General features: G+C 60.5%; 14 protein-coding genes. 6 read left to right on the forward strand and 8 right to left on the reverse strand.

The features are described 5' to 3' along the window. Positions 1 to 5: 5 nt before the first annotated feature. Complete coding sequence (gene eutC / locus HDF08_RS03725) at positions 6 to 797, reverse strand: ethanolamine ammonia-lyase subunit EutC (RefSeq protein WP_179637254.1); 792 nt, start codon at positions 795 to 797, stop codon at positions 6 to 8. A 308-nt stretch (positions 798 to 1,105) separates the two neighbouring features. Between eutC and HDF08_RS03730 the strand changes: the two genes are divergently transcribed. Together HDF08_RS03730 and HDF08_RS03735 are read left to right on the forward strand one after the other, a co-directional pair. Beyond that, positions 1,106 to 2,896: an ABC transporter ATP-binding protein gene (locus tag HDF08_RS03730; protein WP_179637255.1), complete on the forward strand. Its 1,791-nt coding sequence runs from the start codon at positions 1,106 to 1,108 to the stop codon at positions 2,894 to 2,896. An 82-nt stretch (positions 2,897 to 2,978) separates the two neighbouring features. After that, on the forward strand, positions 2,979 to 3,983 hold the full coding sequence (locus HDF08_RS03735) for a phospholipase D-like domain-containing protein (protein ID WP_179637256.1): 1,005 nt from the start codon (positions 2,979 to 2,981) through the stop codon (positions 3,981 to 3,983). Positions 3,984 to 4,408: 425 nt separating this feature from the next. Here the strand turns inward: HDF08_RS03735 and HDF08_RS03740 are convergent, their stop codons facing one another. Next, positions 4,409 to 5,785 carry an ethanolamine ammonia-lyase subunit EutB gene (locus HDF08_RS03740; protein WP_179637257.1) on the reverse strand — a complete coding sequence of 459 codons (1,377 nt, stop codon included), beginning with the start codon at positions 5,783 to 5,785 and terminating at the stop codon, positions 4,409 to 4,411. Between the two features lie 185 nt (positions 5,786 to 5,970). Here HDF08_RS03740 and HDF08_RS03745 point away from each other — a divergent pair, with 185 nt between their 5' ends. After that, positions 5,971 to 6,123: a hypothetical protein gene (locus HDF08_RS03745; protein WP_179637258.1), complete on the forward strand. Its 153-nt coding sequence runs from the start codon at positions 5,971 to 5,973 to the stop codon at positions 6,121 to 6,123. A gap of 13 nt (positions 6,124 to 6,136) precedes the next feature. On the opposite strand, the gene HDF08_RS03750 is transcribed toward HDF08_RS03745, so the two are convergent. The 3 genes from HDF08_RS03750 to HDF08_RS03760 are packed head-to-tail and all read right to left on the reverse strand — an operon-like array spanning position 6,137 to position 9,730. Beyond that, positions 6,137 to 8,179, reverse strand: coding sequence for an EAL domain-containing protein (locus HDF08_RS03750; RefSeq protein ID WP_179637259.1), 2,043 nt, complete (start codon positions 8,177 to 8,179; stop codon positions 6,137 to 6,139). A gap of 31 nt (positions 8,180 to 8,210) precedes the next feature. Next, positions 8,211 to 9,170 (reverse strand): TIGR01777 family oxidoreductase, encoded by a 960-nt coding sequence (locus HDF08_RS03755; protein ID WP_179637260.1) that lies wholly within the window; start codon positions 9,168 to 9,170, stop codon positions 8,211 to 8,213. After that, positions 9,167 to 9,730 (reverse strand): SRPBCC family protein, encoded by a 564-nt coding sequence (locus tag HDF08_RS03760; RefSeq protein ID WP_257030857.1) that lies wholly within the window; start codon positions 9,728 to 9,730, stop codon positions 9,167 to 9,169. Before HDF08_RS03760 ends, HDF08_RS03755 begins: the two co-directional genes overlap by 4 nt. Before the next feature lie 174 nt (positions 9,731 to 9,904). Here HDF08_RS03760 and HDF08_RS03765 point away from each other — a divergent pair, with 174 nt between their 5' ends. The 3 genes from HDF08_RS03765 to HDF08_RS03775 are packed head-to-tail and all read left to right on the forward strand — an operon-like array spanning position 9,905 to position 13,314. Then, a complete protein-coding gene (locus HDF08_RS03765; protein WP_179637261.1) occupies positions 9,905 to 10,306 on the forward strand; it encodes a BlaI/MecI/CopY family transcriptional regulator in 402 nt (133 codons plus the stop codon). Continuing rightward, on the forward strand, positions 10,306 to 11,685 hold the full coding sequence (locus tag HDF08_RS03770; protein ID WP_179637262.1) for a M56 family metallopeptidase: 1,380 nt from the start codon (positions 10,306 to 10,308) through the stop codon (positions 11,683 to 11,685). The genes HDF08_RS03765 and HDF08_RS03770 overlap by 1 nt, the downstream gene beginning before the upstream one ends. Positions 11,686 to 11,718: 33 nt before the next feature. Beyond that, complete coding sequence (locus tag HDF08_RS03775) at positions 11,719 to 13,314, forward strand: Do family serine endopeptidase (protein ID WP_179637263.1); 1,596 nt, start codon at positions 11,719 to 11,721, stop codon at positions 13,312 to 13,314. A 61-nt stretch (positions 13,315 to 13,375) separates the two neighbouring features. On the opposite strand, the gene fdhD is transcribed toward HDF08_RS03775, so the two are convergent. The 3 genes from fdhD to HDF08_RS03790 all read right to left on the reverse strand — a co-directional run bounded on the left by fdhD (position 13,376) and on the right by HDF08_RS03790 (position 16,568). Then, positions 13,376 to 14,326, reverse strand: coding sequence for a formate dehydrogenase accessory sulfurtransferase FdhD (fdhD, locus tag HDF08_RS03780; protein ID WP_179637264.1), 951 nt, complete (start codon positions 14,324 to 14,326; stop codon positions 13,376 to 13,378). 50 nt (positions 14,327 to 14,376) lie between these two features. Further along, a complete protein-coding gene (locus tag HDF08_RS03785) occupies positions 14,377 to 15,312 on the reverse strand; it encodes a carbohydrate kinase family protein (RefSeq protein WP_179637265.1) in 936 nt (311 codons plus the stop codon). A gap of 65 nt (positions 15,313 to 15,377) precedes the next feature. Next, positions 15,378 to 16,568, reverse strand: coding sequence for an acyltransferase family protein (locus tag HDF08_RS03790; protein WP_179638763.1), 1,191 nt, complete (start codon positions 16,566 to 16,568; stop codon positions 15,378 to 15,380). Positions 16,569 to 16,579: the final 11 nt, after the last annotated feature.

The raw sequence follows: 16,579 nt of genomic DNA on the forward strand, positions 1-16,579 counted from the left end.
GCCTTTCAGGGATTCAGTTGGGGCTGGGTGATCTCTTTCAGGGCGGTGCCGGTTAGCTGCAGACGATTGGCTTCGGCGCAGTAGAAGGCTATGCGGGTGGCAGCGGTAGCGTAGTCTAAGCCGGCGGTGTGGATGTTGGAGATGCAGTTGCGGTCGGCGTCGGTACGGCCGGGGGCGGGGTTCCAGGTGAGGTAGGCGCCGAGGGAGTCGGGGGAGCTGAGGCCGGGGCGCTCGCCGATAAGGATGAGAGAGAGACGGGCGTGGAGGAGGGAGCCGATGTGGTCGGCGATGGCTACGCGGGCTTGCGTGGCGATGCAGATTGGGCCGAGGGTTTGGTTTGGCGGAAGAGCGGGGAGGAGCGCGGCGAGGAGGGGGAGGGCGTGGCGCTCGACTGCGGTGGCGGAGAGGCCATCGGCCAAAACGATGACTATGTCGCAGGGGGACGGGTGGAGGAGAGCGGCGGAGGCCGGGGTCAGGGTGCGGCCGAGGTCGGGGCGCCGGAGGTAGGTGGTGCGATTGGGGGCGGCGCTGGCGAGGGTGAGGATTGGGGCGGCCAGGGAGGGGAGTTCGTAGCGCAGGCGCTGGGCGAGGAGTTCGGGGTCGAGCGCGGCGTGGACGGCGTCGCGGGCCTGGGCGTGGGCTAGCTGGAAGTCGAGGATCTCTGTGGTGGCGAGACTGACGCCGGTGCGACGGAGGGCGACGCGGGCCGGGGTGTAGCTGCGCAGGGTGGTGGCTGGCGTGGTGGCCGACGTGGCGTGGCGATCTATCTCAGGTTCGTTGCTATCGTGATTGGGCATGATGGATTGTGATCCGGAGGGTGGGATGCTGGGTTGTTTGATTTGCTTTGAGGGTTGGAATTTTATGGTGCTTTGTTCGTGAGTGGGTTTGGGAGAAAGGCGGTTCGCGCCTGGCCGACGCGAATACCCCACCCTATCGCGATGAGACTGCGAAAGGATGGGGCACCCGGTGGTGGATGGTTTGTGAAGTGGCGGAGTTGCTGGTAGATGTTGCCGGTGTACGGATGGAAGGCTTGTGCCGTTGAGTTTGGTGTTCCGGTAGGATGTTTGTCTGCATCGAGGTTGAGGAAAAGGAACGGCGCCTTCTTATGTTGCGGTTTATTGGCAGTCTAATTCGGCCTTATCGCGGCACGCTGGTGGGGATCTTTCTGGCGATGCTGGTGGAGACGGTGATGAGTCTTGCGACGCCGTGGCCGCTGAAGATCATTCTGGATAATGTGGTGGGCGATCATAAGATGGCTCCTTGGCTGCACCGGCTGATTGGGCCGCTGCTGGAGAGTGGATCACGACTGCATGTGGCGGCGCTGGCGGCGTTGGCGTTTGTGGTGATTTCGCTGTTGGGTGCGGTGGCTTCTTATATCGACAACTACTATACGGAGAGTGTGGGCCAGTGGGTGGCGCATGATCTGCGGATGAAGATGTATGAGCATCTGCAGCGGCTTTCGCTGGGGTACTACAACACGCATGCCACGGGAACGATTCTGAGCACGATTACGGCGGATATCCAGACGATTGAGGGTTTTGCTTCGTCTTCGACGCTGAACATTCTGGTGGATCTGCTGACGATTGTCTGCATGCTGGGGTTGATGTTCTGGCTGAACTGGGACTTCACATTGATTGCTGTGGGGGTGACGCCGTTTCTGCTGCTGTTTGTTTCGCGGTTCAAGAAGGCGGTGAAGAGGGCGACGCATGAGGTTCGGAAGGAGCAGAGCGAGATTGTGGCGGTGGTGCAGCAGGGGCTGGAGTCGATCCAGGCGGTGAAGGCGTTTGGGCAGGAGGAGACGGAGCAGGCGCAGTTGAAGCTGGTGAGCCAGGCGACGGTGAGCGCGGCGTTGAAGGCGAGGAGCGTGAAGGCGCTGCTGTCGCCGGTGGTGACGATTACGGTGGCGTTGTGCACGGCGGTGGTGCTATGGCGCGGGGCGGCGTTGATTCTGGCGAAGACGATGACGGTGGGAGAACTGACGGTGTATCTGGCTTACCTGGCGAAGTTCTTCAAGCCGGTGAAGGACCTGGCGACGACGACGAATGCGGTGGCGCAGGCGGCGGTGGGGGCGGAGCGGATTCGGGAGATTCTGGAGACGGACACGATTATTCCGGAGAAAGAGGATGGGCTTGCGCCGGAGACGGTGGCGGGGGCGATTGAGTTTGAGCATGCGGCGTTTGGGTATGATCCGGAGACTCCGATTTTGACGGATGTGAGCTTCAAGATTGGGGCCGGGCAGTTTGTCGGGATTGTGGGGCCGACTGGGAGTGGGAAGTCGACGGTGGTGAGTTTGATTCCGCGGTTTTACGATGTGCAGTCGGGGGTGGTGAAGATTGATGGTGAGGATGTGCGGGGGTACAAGTTGAAGTCGCTACGCGACAAGATTGGGTATGTGCTGCAGGACACCGTACTGTTTCGCGGGACGATCTCAGAGAATATTGCGTTTGGGCGTCCAGCGGCTACGAAGGAAGAGGTGATTGCGGCGGCTAAGCTGGCGAATGCGGATGAGTTTATTGCGAAGATGCCGCGGGGGTACGAGACGATGGTGGGGGAGCGGGGATCGACGCTGTCGGGCGGGCAGAGGCAGAGGATTGGGATTGCGCGGGTGATGGTAAGGAATAGCCCGATTCTGTTGCTGGATGAGCCGACGGCGGCGCTGGACAGCGAGTCGGAGAAGCTGGTGATCGATGCGCTGGAAAAGTTGATGGAGGGAAGGACGGTGATTGCGATCGCTCATCGGTTGAGTACGATTCGGGATGCGAATCAGATTATTGTGATCGACGGCGGTGTGGTGGCGGAGAATGGGACGCATGAGGAGTTGATGGCGGTGAATGGGATCTATGCGGCGCTGCATCGGACGCAGTTCGACGGAGGGCTGGACAAGGTGACGGCTTAGGACGGACAGTTGTGTTGAGCGGTGAAAGGCTGTAGAAGAGATCAACGCCGGTTCCTGAAATTAGCAGTTGAGGGAAGAGACTATGTCGCGCTCAGTGATTGTTTTACCTGATGATTCTGCTCAACCGATTCTGGACGCTATTCATGGGGCGAAGGAGTCGATCCGGGTAAAGATGTTTGTGTTTTCGGATCCGACTTTGTTGCAGGCTGTGATGGAGGCACATCAGCGTGGGGTGAACGTGCGGGTGATGCTGAACCCGGAGAGGCGGGATGGGGAGAAGGAGAATGGCCAGTCGCGGATTGCGTTGACGGACGCGGGGATCGAGGTGCTGGATAGCAATCCGTGCTTCGACCTGACGCATGAGAAGTCGATGGTGATCGATGACCGGATGGCGTTTGTGGAGTCGCTGAACTGGGAGACGAAGAATCTTACCGAGACGCGGGACTATGCGATTGTGACGACGCATAAGCACGAGGTGGAAGAGATTATGGAGTGCTTCGACGCGGACTGGAAGCGGGAGCACTTCAATGCGGGGGAGCACTCGCATCTGATCTGGTGTATCGGCAATGGGCGGCAGCGGCTGGGGCAGTTGATCGATGAGGCGAAGGAGTCGCTGTGGCTGCAGAATGAGCGGTACCAGGATCCGACGATCATTGAACACCTGGTGAGGGCGAATCAGCGGGGGGTGAAGGTTCATATTATGGCGCGGCCGCCGCACAAACTGAAGAAAGACAAGTTGATTGAGGGGGTGAGCGGGCTTCGGGTGCTCGAAGATATTGGTGTGAAGATCCACAAGCTGAAGCATATTAAGTTGCATGCGAAGTTGTTGCTGGCGGATGATGCGCGGGCCATTATTGGGTCGATCAATCTTGCGCCGGGGAGCTTCGACAGCCGGCGGGAGCTGGCGATCGAGGTGCGGGATGAGCACATTATTGAGCGGTTACTCAAGACGGTTCGGCATGATTGGGAGAACTCGAAGCGGCTGGATTTGAGTGATGCGGGGCTGCTGGCGGAGTTGGGGCAGTACGATCCTAATGTTGCGGAGGATCTGGCGCTGGAGACGCACAAGGGTGGTAAGAAGTGCTGAGGGTTCGCGCCTTCGCGCGTGTGCCCACATCTTAAAATCGAGATTGGGGCACTCGGTAGTTTTGCCTTCCTGGAAGATCCAAGTGGCGTGAGCGAAATGCGGGGGTCTCTCCACTGCGGCGGCAAAGTGCGCCGCCTTCGGTCGAGATGACGATTTTTTGGGGAGGTGAAGAACGAGCAAAATGCAAACGCAAGTGCAAAAAAGCAGATCCTTGCGGGATGACAAGCAAAAAGACAAGCAACGGCAGAGATAAAAGCAAGTGCAAGTGTAAAAGATGGCTGGGGAAGAGTTTACATTCCCACCCATCGCAAAGTGCGCGATGGATGGGGCACCCGATGGATTGTGGCTGCGAGGCTAAGATCAGGCAACGGCAGATGCGGGGTTCTTCACTTCGCTCAGAAAGACAGAGGTTAGAAGGCAAGTTCTTAGGGGAGCATAGCGGGTAGCGTGAGGCGGTGGGGGGCGGCGGTGTTGAGCCAGGCTTCGAACTCGGGGGCGGGGCGGAGGTTGAGGAGGCGGCGGAGGTAGAGGGCGTCGTGGAAGGAGGTGCTCTGGTAGTTGAGCATGATGTCGTCGGCTCCGGGGACGCCCATGATGTAGTTGACGCCGGCGGCGCCAAGCATGGTGAGGAGAGCGTCCATGTCGTCCTGGTCGGCTTCGGCGTGGTTGGTGTAGCAGATGTCGCAGCCCATGGAGAGGCCGAGGAGCTTGCCGCAGAGGTGGTCTTCGAGGCCGGCGCGGAGGATCTGCTTGCCGTCGTAGAGATACTCGGGGCCGATGAAGCCTACGACGGTGTTGACGAGCATGGGCTTGAAGTGGCGGGCTACGGCGTAGGCTCGGGCTTCGAGGGTCTGCTGGTCTATACCTTGGCCTCCGACTCCGAGGTGGGCGCCCGCGCTTAGGCTGCTGCCCTGGCCGGTTTCGAAGTACATGATGTTGGGAGTGGGATTTTCCGGTGCGCGGTTGAGGCTGCGGGCTTGCTGGTGGGCTTCTTCGAGGAGAGCGAGGTTGATGCCGAAGCTGGTGTTGGTGGCTTCGGTGCCGCCGATGGATTGGAAGAGGAGGTCGAGCGGGGCGCCCTGCTGCATGGCCTGCATCTGGGTGGTGAGGTGGGCGAGGACGCAGGATTGGGTGGGGATCTCATAGCGGCGGCGGATGTGATCGATGAGGTGGAGGAGGGTGGTGAGGGTGTCGACGTTGTCGGAGACGGGGTTGATGCCGATGACGGCGTCGCCGGAGCCGAGAAGGAGGCCGTCGAGGATGGAGGCGGCGATTCCGGCTGGGTCGTCTGTGGGGTGATTGGGTTGGAGGCGGGTGGAGAGACGGCCGGGCAGGCCTACGGTGGTGCGGAACTTTGTGACTACGGATATTTTTCGGGCTACGAGGATGAGGTCCTGCAGGCGCATGAGTTTGGAGACGGCGGCGGCCATCTCCGGGGTGAGACCGGGGGCGAGGGCGGTGAGACTGGCGGTAGTGGCTGCGTCGGAGAGGAGGTGGTCGCGGAGTTCGCCTACGGTGAGGCTGGAGATTGCGGCGAAGGCCGTGGTGGCGGCGGGAGTGCGGCTGGTGTCGAGGATGAGGCGAGTGACTTCGTCGGTCTCGTAGGGGACGATGGCTTCATTGAGGAAGTGGGTGAGGGGGAGATCGGCGAGGGTACGCTGCGCGGCTACTCGTTGCTGGGCGGTGGTGGCGGCGATGCCTGCCAGCTCGTCGCCGGAGCGGGCGGGGGTGGCTTTGGCGAGGAGATCGGCGAGGGAGTTGAAGGTGTAGCGGACACTCGCTATGGTGTGGGCGTGGGCCATTGGGTACTACGCTAGCAGGTTGGATGGGAACCGGTCTGCACTGCGAGCAGGTCTTCTTGTTGGTCGGGAGTTGGCGGCTTGGGTACTCTCGATAGCTGCTTTTGTCGGGGATTTCAGAAACAGACAACGGCAAAAGCAAATGCGGGGATTCTTCGCTGCGCTCAGAATGACAGAGCATGTGTTTGGTGAAGAAAAAGCTTGTGTTTGGTGAAGAAAAACAAAAGCAGATTCCTCCGCTGCGCTGCGGAATGACAACAAAAGAGCAGACAACGACAACTGCAACTGCACTGCAACGACAACCGCAACTGCAAACAAAAAAAACAACTGCAACGGAGTGACGATATTGCAGATCTATCGATGGGTTTCGAGTTTTGTTTTTAGAACGGAGTTGAGGTCGGAGAGGTTTTGCATCTCGCGTTTGTCTTTGTCGATGTCTTGAATAGTGACGACGCCGCCTGAGACTCTTCCATCGCTGTCGATGATGGGAACTGCGGTGAGGCTGATCCAGGCGCTGGTGCCGTCGCTGTAGTGGCGGAGATGCTGCTCTGGACCTAGAGTTTCCCCATTCATGATGGCGTTTGCGAGAGGGTACTCGGTCTCGCGGCGAGTGGTATGGCGCGGCTCGAAGGTTTGCGGCGGGGTGTAGAAGTCGTCGATCAGGGACGGTGGAGCGACGGCGGTGCGGAGAATATCTTCCGCGCGCGGGTTGCTCATGACGACGTTGCCATGAGGAGCTTCTGCGATGACCAGACCCACTGGAACTGCATCGAAGACTGCCTGAAGGCGGGCTTCGCTGCGGCGGTGAGCCTCTTCGGCGCGTTTGTGGTCGTCGACATCTTCGACGGTACCGTACCAGCGGGTGATCTTTCCCTGTTCGTCGCGGCGCGGCGAGGCGCGGGACCGCATCCAGCGCCAGGCGCCGTCCCGGCTGAGGATGCGGTACTCCGAGTCGTAGACGACTCCGGTGCGGACCGACTCGTACCACTGGTCGATTGCGCACGGAAGGTCGTCGGGGTGAACGATGCGCGGCCAGCCGCCATGAATCATCTCGTACTTCGAGATGCCGGTGATCTCTTCGCATCGTGCGCTGACGTCGAGGATGACCCCGTTGGGGTCGGCGGTCCAGGGAACCTGAGGGTTGAGCTCGACGGTGTGGCGGAAGTGGTCTTCGCTTTCGGCGAGGGCTTGCTCGGCCTGCTTGCGGCGGGTGATATCGACGACTGAGACGGAGATGCCGATGACTTCGTTGGCCTCATCGCGGGCGGGGTGGAAGGAGATGAGGTGGGTGCGTTTTTCGTTGAGGGGGTTGGGGTCGGGGTAGCAGATTTCGAGGTTGTTGCTGGCTTCGCCGTTGAGGGCGCGCAGCAGGTAGGGCTCGCAGAGGGGGAAGACAGAGGCCATGACTTCGGAGACATAACGGCCGAGGTGGGCGGCTACGGGGAGGTGATGCATCTCGGCGAGGCGCTTGTTGACGCTGACGTAACGCAGGTTGCGGTCGATAAAACAGAGGCCGACGGGGACACCGTCGTAGATGGCGTTGAGCTGGGCGAGGCGTTGGGTGGGAAGAGCTTCGAGGCGGAGGGGAAGGGTGGAGTCGGCTGCGGGAGAGCGCGGCTCGGGGATTGGAGGGGCTGGGTCGAGTCTGGCGGCGAGGACTTCGGGGAGTTGCTCGGGGGGGACGGGGCGACCGTAGAGCCAGCCCTGTCCGAGGTCGCAGCCGAGCCAGAGGAGCATGTCGGCTGTGGTCTGGCTTTCGATGCCTTCGGCTACGGTAGTGAGGCTGAGACTGTTGCCGAGGCCGACGATGGCGGCGGCGATCTTGCGGCTCTCGCGGGTGTGGCCCATGGAGCGGACGAAGCTGGCGTCGATTTTGAGCTCGTCGAAGGGGAGGGACTGGAGGTGGCGGAGGCTGGAGTAGCCGGTGCCGAAGTCGTCGAGGGCGAGACGGGAGCCTTGCTCTTTGAGTTCGGTGGCGATGCGGTAGGCTTGCTCGGTGTTGGCGACGAGGGCGCTCTCGGTGATCTCGAGGATGAGGCGGTTGAGGGGGAAGCTGGCTTGCTCGGCGGCGGCGCGGATGTGTTTGGGGAGGGAGAAGTCGGTGAGCTGGGTGAGGGAGATGTTGACTGAGAGGGTGAGATGTCCGGGGATGTCTTGGGCGGCGGCGAATACGGCTCGGAGGAGATTTCCGGTGAGTAGACCGTTGAGGCCGGCGTCTTCGGCGAGTGGGATGAATTCGTTGGGGGTGATGAGGCCGCGGTTGGGATGCTGCCAGCGCGCGAGGACTTCGAATCCGCTGAGCAGTCCTGTGCGCAGCTCTACCAGAGGTTGAAAATACGGGATAATTTCGTTCTTCTCAAGCGCTCTACGCAGATCGTTCGCGTCTTCAGCAGCCATGGCAACGACGATACTACGGCCCGGATGCAAGTTATACAGGGAATTTCTGGGATCGCCATCGGGCGACAAGATCGCGGGCGGCGGAGGGCCAGTCGGGGTAGGTGAACTGGAAGCCGACGTTGAGGAGACGGCCGGGGATGACCTGGCGGCTTTTGAGGACGAGCTCAGATTCGGTGCGCAGGAGGAAGGTGCCGATCTCGAGCATCCACGGCGCTGTGGGTATACCGATGCGAGTGCCCCAGGCTTCGCGAAGGATATGGAGGAAGTCGCGATTGGGGAGGGGATTTGGTGAGGCGAGGTTGACTGGGCCGGTGAGGGATGGGGTGGCGATGAGGAACTCGACGGCGCGGAGGAAGTCGGCCTCGTGGATCCAGGAGACGAATTGAGTGCCGGGTGCGTTGGTGCCTCCGAGGCCGTGGCGAACGAGATTGAGAAAGACGTCGAAGACTCCTCCAGGGTCGGGGCTGAAGGTCATCGCGCTGCGTAAGGCGACTTTGCGGGTGCGTGGGAGCGGATTCGCGAAGAAAGAGGACTCCCAGGCTTTGGCTACTTCGATGGAGAAGTTCCAGGTATCGGGTGCGCCGGGCTCGTTGCCGCCGAGTTCGCCGGTGGCCTCGTCCATGGGGCGATCGAGGGAGTGGCGATAGATGGTGGCGGTACTTGCGTTGAGCCAGACGGTGGGTGGGTGTTTGAGGGAGGCGATGGCTTCGCTGAGGATTTTTGTGGAGAGGACGCGAGAGTCGAAGATGGCGCGGCGGTTGGCGGGGGTGTAACGACAGTTGACGCTGCGGCCGGCGAGGTTGATGCAGACGTCGCTTTGTTCGAGTTCGGCGACCCATGGGCCGGTGGTGAGGCCGTTCCATGGGACGATTCGCCAGGGAGCGGTGTGGGGGGTGCGACTGAAGACGATGACGGTGTGGCCCTGGTTGTGAAAATGACGGGCGAGGATGTGGCCTACCTGGCCGGTGCCGCCGGGAATGACGATCTTCATGAGCGCGTTTGCCTGTGTGCTGTTTGGTCCGTCGCTGTGGTCGCGGGTGCGGTCTGGAGTGGTGGCGGATCGCTCTGGGTTGGCAGATAACGCTGCCAGTCGGAGGATTCGGCGAGTTGTTTGATGACTGCGTTTCGTTCGCGGACGAGCGACAGCATGTAGCTGCGGAGAAAGAGCAATTCGGCCAGAGGACCGAGGATAGGAAGTGGCGCGGCGATGCGGAGGAGATCCTGCATTTTGGTTTCGCCGGAGGGAAGGGTGCGGAAGATGTGATCTGCCTGCATGGAACGGAAGATTCCCTTGGTCATGGTGACCTGGAAGTAGGTTGGTGGTTCGATGGCGGTGACTTCGTTGGTGAGATTTTGCCAGGTGCCGAAGTGTTTGGCGCGCCAAGTGACCTGGTCGGAGAGGTCGGTGAGGCCGGAGGTCAGACCGCCAATCGCGAGGGCCTGTTCGCCGGAGTGGATGTTGGCGAGGAGATGGACTTCAACGCTGCGGGAGAGATCGAAGCAGCGTTGGATGGGGGCAGCGATCGTTGTGATCTCGTCGATGTGGATCATCGTCGGTGTCGCCCTCCCAACAAGAGTAAATGTGCCACGAAGGTGCTTTCGGATGGAGTGGCTTGGGGACGAGATAATTTTGTGGCTGTGCTAACTAATGGATTAGTTGGTCGTCTCTCCTTTGAGTCAATTTCGGCCACTTTCCGTTGAGAGATGGCTGAGCTATGAGAGGGTATGCCGCCAAAGAAGTCCATCACGTTGACCGAGGCTGAGTTACGGCTCATGAAGATCTTGTGGGCGCGTGGCGAGTCGGCTGTGGGGGAGCTGGTGGCTGCGATGCCCGAGGGGGCGGCGCTGGCTTACAACTCGGTGTTGACGACGATTCGGATCCTGGAGCAGAAGGGGTATGTGCGGCATCGGCAGGAGGGCAGGGCTTTTCTGTATAGTCCGTGCGTTGCGGAGCAGGAGGCGAGCCGGTCGGAGGTTCGTCACATGATGCAGCGGTTCTTTGGGAACTCGAGAGAGAAGCTGCTGCTGTCGCTGCTGGGGGATGACGAGGTTACGGCGGAAGAGCTACAGCGGTTGAAAGAGGCGATTGCGGCGGCTGCGGATGACCGCGCGGGAGATGAGCTGTGATGGTGAACTTTCTGCATGGTGCCGAGGGTCTGTCGCGCGTTGCGGCTGGGTCGGTGGTGTCGGGGTTGTGGCAGGGGCTGGTGTTGGCGGCTGGTGTGGGGATGTGTTTGCGGCTGATGCCGAAGACGACAGCGGCGATCCGGTTTGCAGTGTGGACCGCGGTATTTGCGGTTCTGGCGTTGCTGCCGTTGCTTCATGCTTATGGAGCGAATGCTGGTGGTGAGGCGGCTGGCGCAGTGGTGCATGTAGATGTGCGTTGGAGCTTCGCGATTGCTGGGCTGTGGCTGGCTGTTTCGTTGGTGCGCGCAGTGAGGCTGGCGATGGGTGCGGTGCAGCTGCGCGGGATATGGAAGCGCGCGACGCCGGTGGAGATGGGTTCGGGATGGGGTTCTTCGCTGGTGGCGGCGGGATGGCGTGGGGTGACGCTTTGCACGTCGGTGGATGTGGACCGGCCGAGTGTGATTGGATTTTTTTCGCCGCGGATCTTGATTCCGCTTGAGGTGTATGAGCGGCTTACTTCGGTGGAGTTGGAGCAGGTTGTGCTGCATGAGATGGGGCATCTGCGGCGGGCCGATGACTGGATGAACCTAGTGCAAAAGATTGGCCTGGTGCTGGTGCCGCTGAATCCGGCTTTGCTGTGGATTGAGCGAAGGCTGTGCTTTGAACGGGAGCTGGCGTGTGACGATGCGGTGCTGCGATTGACGAAGGCTCCGAAGGCTTATGCGACTTGCCTGACGGGGCTGGTGGAGCAGCGGCTTGGACGGAGAGCAGTGGCGCTTTCGCTGGGTGCGTGGGAGAGACGGTCGGAGCTGGCGCAGAGAGTGCATAGTATTTTGCGGCGCAGCGAGGGAATGGGCAGGACGCAGGCTCGCGTGGTGATGTGTGTGCTGGTGCTGGGACTGGTCGGCGGTGCGGCTGAGCTTTCGCGCTGTCCGCAGGTGGTTTCCTTCTCCGGTGGTGTGGCTCCTTTGCATGCGGATGCGCGGAATTTCGCTGCGGATAGCGCGGGGTATCAGGCGGTTGGATTTTCTTCTTCACTTCCTGCTTCGAGGACGAGCACAGCTGCAATGGTGGCAGAGGCAGCGCATGAGACGCTACTGAAGGCTTCCATGCCGACGAAGACGGCTGGGCAGTTGCCACAGCAGAAGAGTGCAGTAACTGCCAAGCGACGTCATGCTGTGCCGTCGGCTGCTCTCCTGCGTGTGAAGCAGGATCGAGCGATGCGGCGGGCGCAACAGATGCAGGGATGGGTTGTGCTGACCTCTTGGGAGGAGTCGTCGCAGCCAAGGATGGTGCTCACGGTGTCGAGTGAGCGGGTGTTTTCTTCTTCGTTTGCAGCCGTGCCTACTGCGGGCGGTTGGCTGGTCATTCAACTTTAAACAATGCTGTAGGAGCTGTCGTGAGGATCAATCATGTCGTTTGAAACTAATAAATTAGTAGGTAAGGCAGGACGGATTGCCGTTCCTGCAGGTGCTGCCGCGGCTCTGGTGCTGGCAGCTGGAATATTCGTTCATCACAATGGTGTGCATGCGGCAATGATTGCATCACCGATCGCGTCACCTGCTCCGATGGATGACAATAGTGTCTCGTCGCTGGTTGCGCTGGACAACGCGGTAGAGGCGGTTGCGGCGCGGGTTACGCCTGCGGTGGTGAATGTGGCGGTCACGTCGCGTGGGTCTTCGGAGTCGGAGCATGAGACGGGTGGCGATCAGGAAGATGGTCCACAGCAAGGACAGGGGCAGACGTTGCCGCCGGGTCTTCAACAGTTCTTTGGACAACTGCCGCCGGGGATGATGCAACAGCGGCCGCAGCAGCCTCAGCTGGAGCATGGAATTGGCAGCGGAATCATCATCTCGCCGGATGGATATATCGTGACGAACAATCACGTGGTCGATGGCGCGGTGGAGATGAAGGTGACGCTGCATGACCGGCGGGTGCTAAAGGCGAAGTTGGTAGGGCATGATCCTCTGACCGACATCGCGGTGATCAAGGTGGATGCGCATGATCTGCCGAGCATTGCCTGGGGTGATTCGACGAAGCTGAAGCCGGGACAGACTGTGCTGGCTTTCGGTAGTCCGTTTGGATACTTTCAGTTTTCGGTGACGCGGGGCATTGTGAGCGCGGTGGATCGGCAGAATCCTTATCGCGATGATGCGCGCAAGCCTGGCGGGTATATCCAGACTGATGCGGCGATCAATCCTGGCAACTCAGGTGGGCCGCTGGTGAATGCGCGCGGCGAGCTGGTCGGAATCAATACCTTCATCATCTCGAGCGGCGGCGCATTTGCGGGCGCGGGGTTTGCGATTCCTTCGCAGATGGTGAGGGCGACGGCGGAGCAGTTGATCAAGACGGGTGCGGTGCATCATGGCTATCTCGGGATCAGCATGAACGATGTGACGCCAGAGAATGCGAGCTTTTTTAACCTGAAGGAGGCGACGGGAGCGATTGTGACACAGGTGTCACCGGATTCTCCGGCGGCTCAGGCGGGGCTGAAGAACGGGGACGTAATCGATGAGCTGAATGGGCAGAAGGTGATCAACGGAGGCGCGCTGCAGGTTGCGGTGAGCGAAGATACTCCGGGGACACAGATTGCTTTGGGCATCATTCGCAATGGATCTTCGCAGACTTTGAATGTGAAGGTCGGCGAGTTTCATAAGGATGCTGAGGTTGCGAGCAATGGTGAGGGTGCGGGTCCGCAGAAGGGGAAGCTTGGGCTGGCGGTGGCTGAGTTGACTCCTGATGTGCGGCAGCAACTGCATATTCCTTCGCAGGTGCAGGGGGTTGCGATTCAGAGCGTCCGTCCGGGGAGCCCGGCTGATGATGCGAGCCTTGCTCCCGGAGATGTGATTCTTGAAGTGGATCGGCATCCTGTGACTTCGGCGGAGCAGTTTGTGAATGCAGCCCATGCGAATGCTACTGGGAAGGATCTGTTGCTGCTGGTCTGGTCGCAGGGCGGAGCGAGTTACCGCGTGGTTCATCCTGATGCAGGGAACCAGAGTGGGATGTAATCGCTGATGTATCTTGGGCCGCTGCGGGAGATCGCGGCGGCCTTTCTTTTGCGTGTCGTGCTCAGTCGGATGTATGGCCGAGGACGTGTTCAGCACCGTTGTAGATGTTGAAGTGACCTTCGCGGAGGAAACCTACGAGGGCGATGTTGAAGTCTTTTGCGACTTGAGCGGCGAGGCTGGAGGGAGCGCCTACGGAGGCGACCATGGAGACTCCGCCCATGAGGGCTTTTTGAAGGAGCTCGAAGCTGGCTCGGCCGGAGAGTAGAAGCAGAGTGTCGCGGAGGGGTGTGCGGTCGGCTAGAAACTCTGCGCCTAGGAGCTTGTCGACTGCGTTGTGACGGCCTACGTCTTCGCGTACGGCGAGGAGTTCGCCGGTTGCGTTGAAGAGAGCTGCGCCGTGGATTCCGCCGGTTTGATTGAAGAGGGTTTGGGCCTGGCGCAGATGATTTGGGAGCTGATAGAGAACTTCGGTTTCGATTTGAAAGACGTTTTTTCTGCGCGGGGGACAGACGGTCTGGAGTGCTAGCAGAGAGGCTTTGCCGCAGATGCCGCAGCTAGAGGTGGTGTAGAAGTTGCGCTCTAGGTTGGCGAGGCTTACGGCTACGGAGGGTGCGAGGTCTACTCGGACGACGTTTTTTTCTGGTCGATACGGGAGCGCGCTCTGTGTTTGGAGATTTGCTGCGGGGAGTTCGGCGCTGTTGGCGAGGTAGACGATCTGGTCGATGTCGTTGGGGTCGTGCACGACTCCTTCGGTCATGAGGAAGCCTGCGGCTAGGTCGAAGTCGTGGCCGGGTGTGCGCATGGTGACGGAGATGGACTTTACGGATCGTGCGCCGAGAGGGCCGTGGGCCAGTTGTATCTCGAGGGGCTCCTCGACGGCGAGGGCATCGTGGGCGTGATGCGAGCTGAGGCCGAGAACCTTTTCGATGGAGACCGGGTGGGTGGCTCGGTTTAGCTCCGGATTCGTTTGAAAATTTGGCTGCGGATTTTGAGTGGGGTCGGAGCTCTTCATGAGCGCGTGAGTCCTTCGGAACGACATGACAGTTGGCTTAGGGAAGGGACTTAGACGTAGTGAGGTGCGTGGTGTCGTGAGCCGGTTTTCATTAGATCTTCGATGGTTTCGAGGGGTTGGATTCCGCCTCTGGCTCCGACTGCGGTGCAGTTCAGAGCAGCGGCGGCGCAGGCGAAGTCGAGTTGGCGCGACAGGGGCCAGTTTTGCAGGAGGCCGTAGATGAATCCTGCGTGGAAGATGTCGCCGGCACCGGTGGTGTCGACTACGGAGACGCAGTAGGCGGGAGTGTGGTGGAGTTGCTTGCCATCCCAGGCGACTACGCCTTCTTCGCCTAGCGTTGCGGCTACTAGAGTGCATCCATAGCGACGTTGGATTTGCTGTAGGGCCTTTTCGAGGTTGGGCTCCGAGGTGAGGCGGCGGGGAAAGTCTCGGCTCACGATGAGGTAGTCGATGTTTTCGATGAGTTCTACCACGCCGGGATAGAGCTCGTCTAAGTCGGCGATAACTGGTATGCCGGCGGCGCGGGCCCAGGTGGCTGCGAGGGTGGCTGCGGCGGTGTCGTGACCGTCGACGTGAAGGGCTCGGGCGTTTACGATCCACTCGCGATTGAGGTCGGTTGGCTGGAGGATGAGCCGTTCGTCTCGTCGGCAGAGGACGGTTCGCTCGCCGCCGGCGTCGACGAGGATTAAAGATTGTGGGCTGGCTGCGCCTGCGGCTGTGACGATCTGTGTCTCGACACCTGCGTGCGCGAAGGCTTCGCGATGAAGAGCGGCGGCTGCGTCGTCGCCCAGCTTGCCAACGTAGCGGGTTTTGATTCCCCAGCGCTGGCAGGCTACGACGGTCGATGCTACTTGTCCGCCTGGCAGGATGGTGGCGGTTTGGTACTCGACCTTGGAGCCGCGTGAGGGGTAGTTTGCCAAGGGGATGACGGTGTCTGTGGCGTTGAGCCCGACGCCGACCAGATCGACCTTCGACAGTTTCGTCATCTCTTCAATGTAAATGGAATCGCGCGTCCTGCGATATCGACAGGACGCATGTGGTTGAAGGTGATTTAGATCTTGATGAAGATTTTGCGGCGGTAGAGTACGGCTACGAAGAGCCAGCAGACGGCGACGAACGCGAGGGCGTAAAGCAGAGAGGCGAAGGGCACGTTTGGAACGGCTTGGAGGATTGTGCGAAAGATTGATTGTGCCAAGTTGACGCCGGGATGCATCGGAATGCTCGACAGTGCGGCTGCCAGTAGCTCGGAGAAGACGTAGGCAACGATGGCGTTGGTTCCAAAGATGAAGAAGGGTTTGAGGAGGCCGTCGTGATTTTGGGTGGCGTTTTGTGCGGTGGATTTGCTTTTGCGTAGATCGACGAGGAAGAGGCTCAGAGCCAAGAGGGAGAGGCTGAGACCGCCGGCGAAGAGAACGTAAGAGCTGGTCCAGAGTTTCTTGTTGATGGGGAAGGAGAGGTTCCAGAGTCCACCGAGAAGAATGCAGGTGAGGCCGGCGGTGGCGATGCCGATTATCTTCTGATTGAGCGAGCGCTGGGTGCGTAACCAGATGCCGGCGAGAACGCCTAGGAGTGCGGTCGCGAGGGCGGGGATGGTGCTGAGGAGGCCTTCGGGGTCGCGGGTGTGCTCGTAGAGATGAGAGGCGGAGAAGATCTGGCGGTCGAGCCATGCGGTGAGATTGGCGTCGCGGTCGAGCAGGGGGATGTCATGGGTGGGAACACCGTATCCGGGGACGGCGACGAAGCGCATGAGGGCCCAGTAGATGGCGAGTGCCGAAACAGCTAGAACTGCTTTGCTGCGCCAGCCGGGGCTGAGGAGATAGAGCGAGGCGATGAGGAAGTAGCAGATGGCGATGCGGGGAAGCACTCCATAAAAGCGCATGGTGTGGAGGTTGAAGAAGGGGAAGCTGTTGACCAGGAGGCCGAGTAGAAAGAGGATGACGGAGCGGCGCAGGACGTGAAGGAAGAGGGACTGGCGGGTGGCGCCTTGCGCGAGTCTTGAGGCCGTGGAGAAGACGGTCGAGATGCCGACGAGAAAGAGGAAGGTGGGAAAGACGAGGTCGGTTGGGGTGAAGCCGTTCCAGGCGGCGTGCTTGAGTGGCCAGTAGGCGCGGAGCTCATCGCCGTTGTTGTTGACGAGGATCATGAAGGCGATGGTGAGGCCGCGGAGGAAGTCTACCGAGAGGAGGCGCGCTGGACGGGCGCCGGTGAGAGAGGGCCAGGGGGTTTCGGAGGGTGCGTTCATTGTCGTCATAG

Source organism: Tunturiibacter empetritectus (genome assembly GCF_013410875.1).
Taxonomy (GTDB): domain Bacteria; phylum Acidobacteriota; class Terriglobia; order Terriglobales; family Acidobacteriaceae; genus Edaphobacter; species Edaphobacter empetritectus.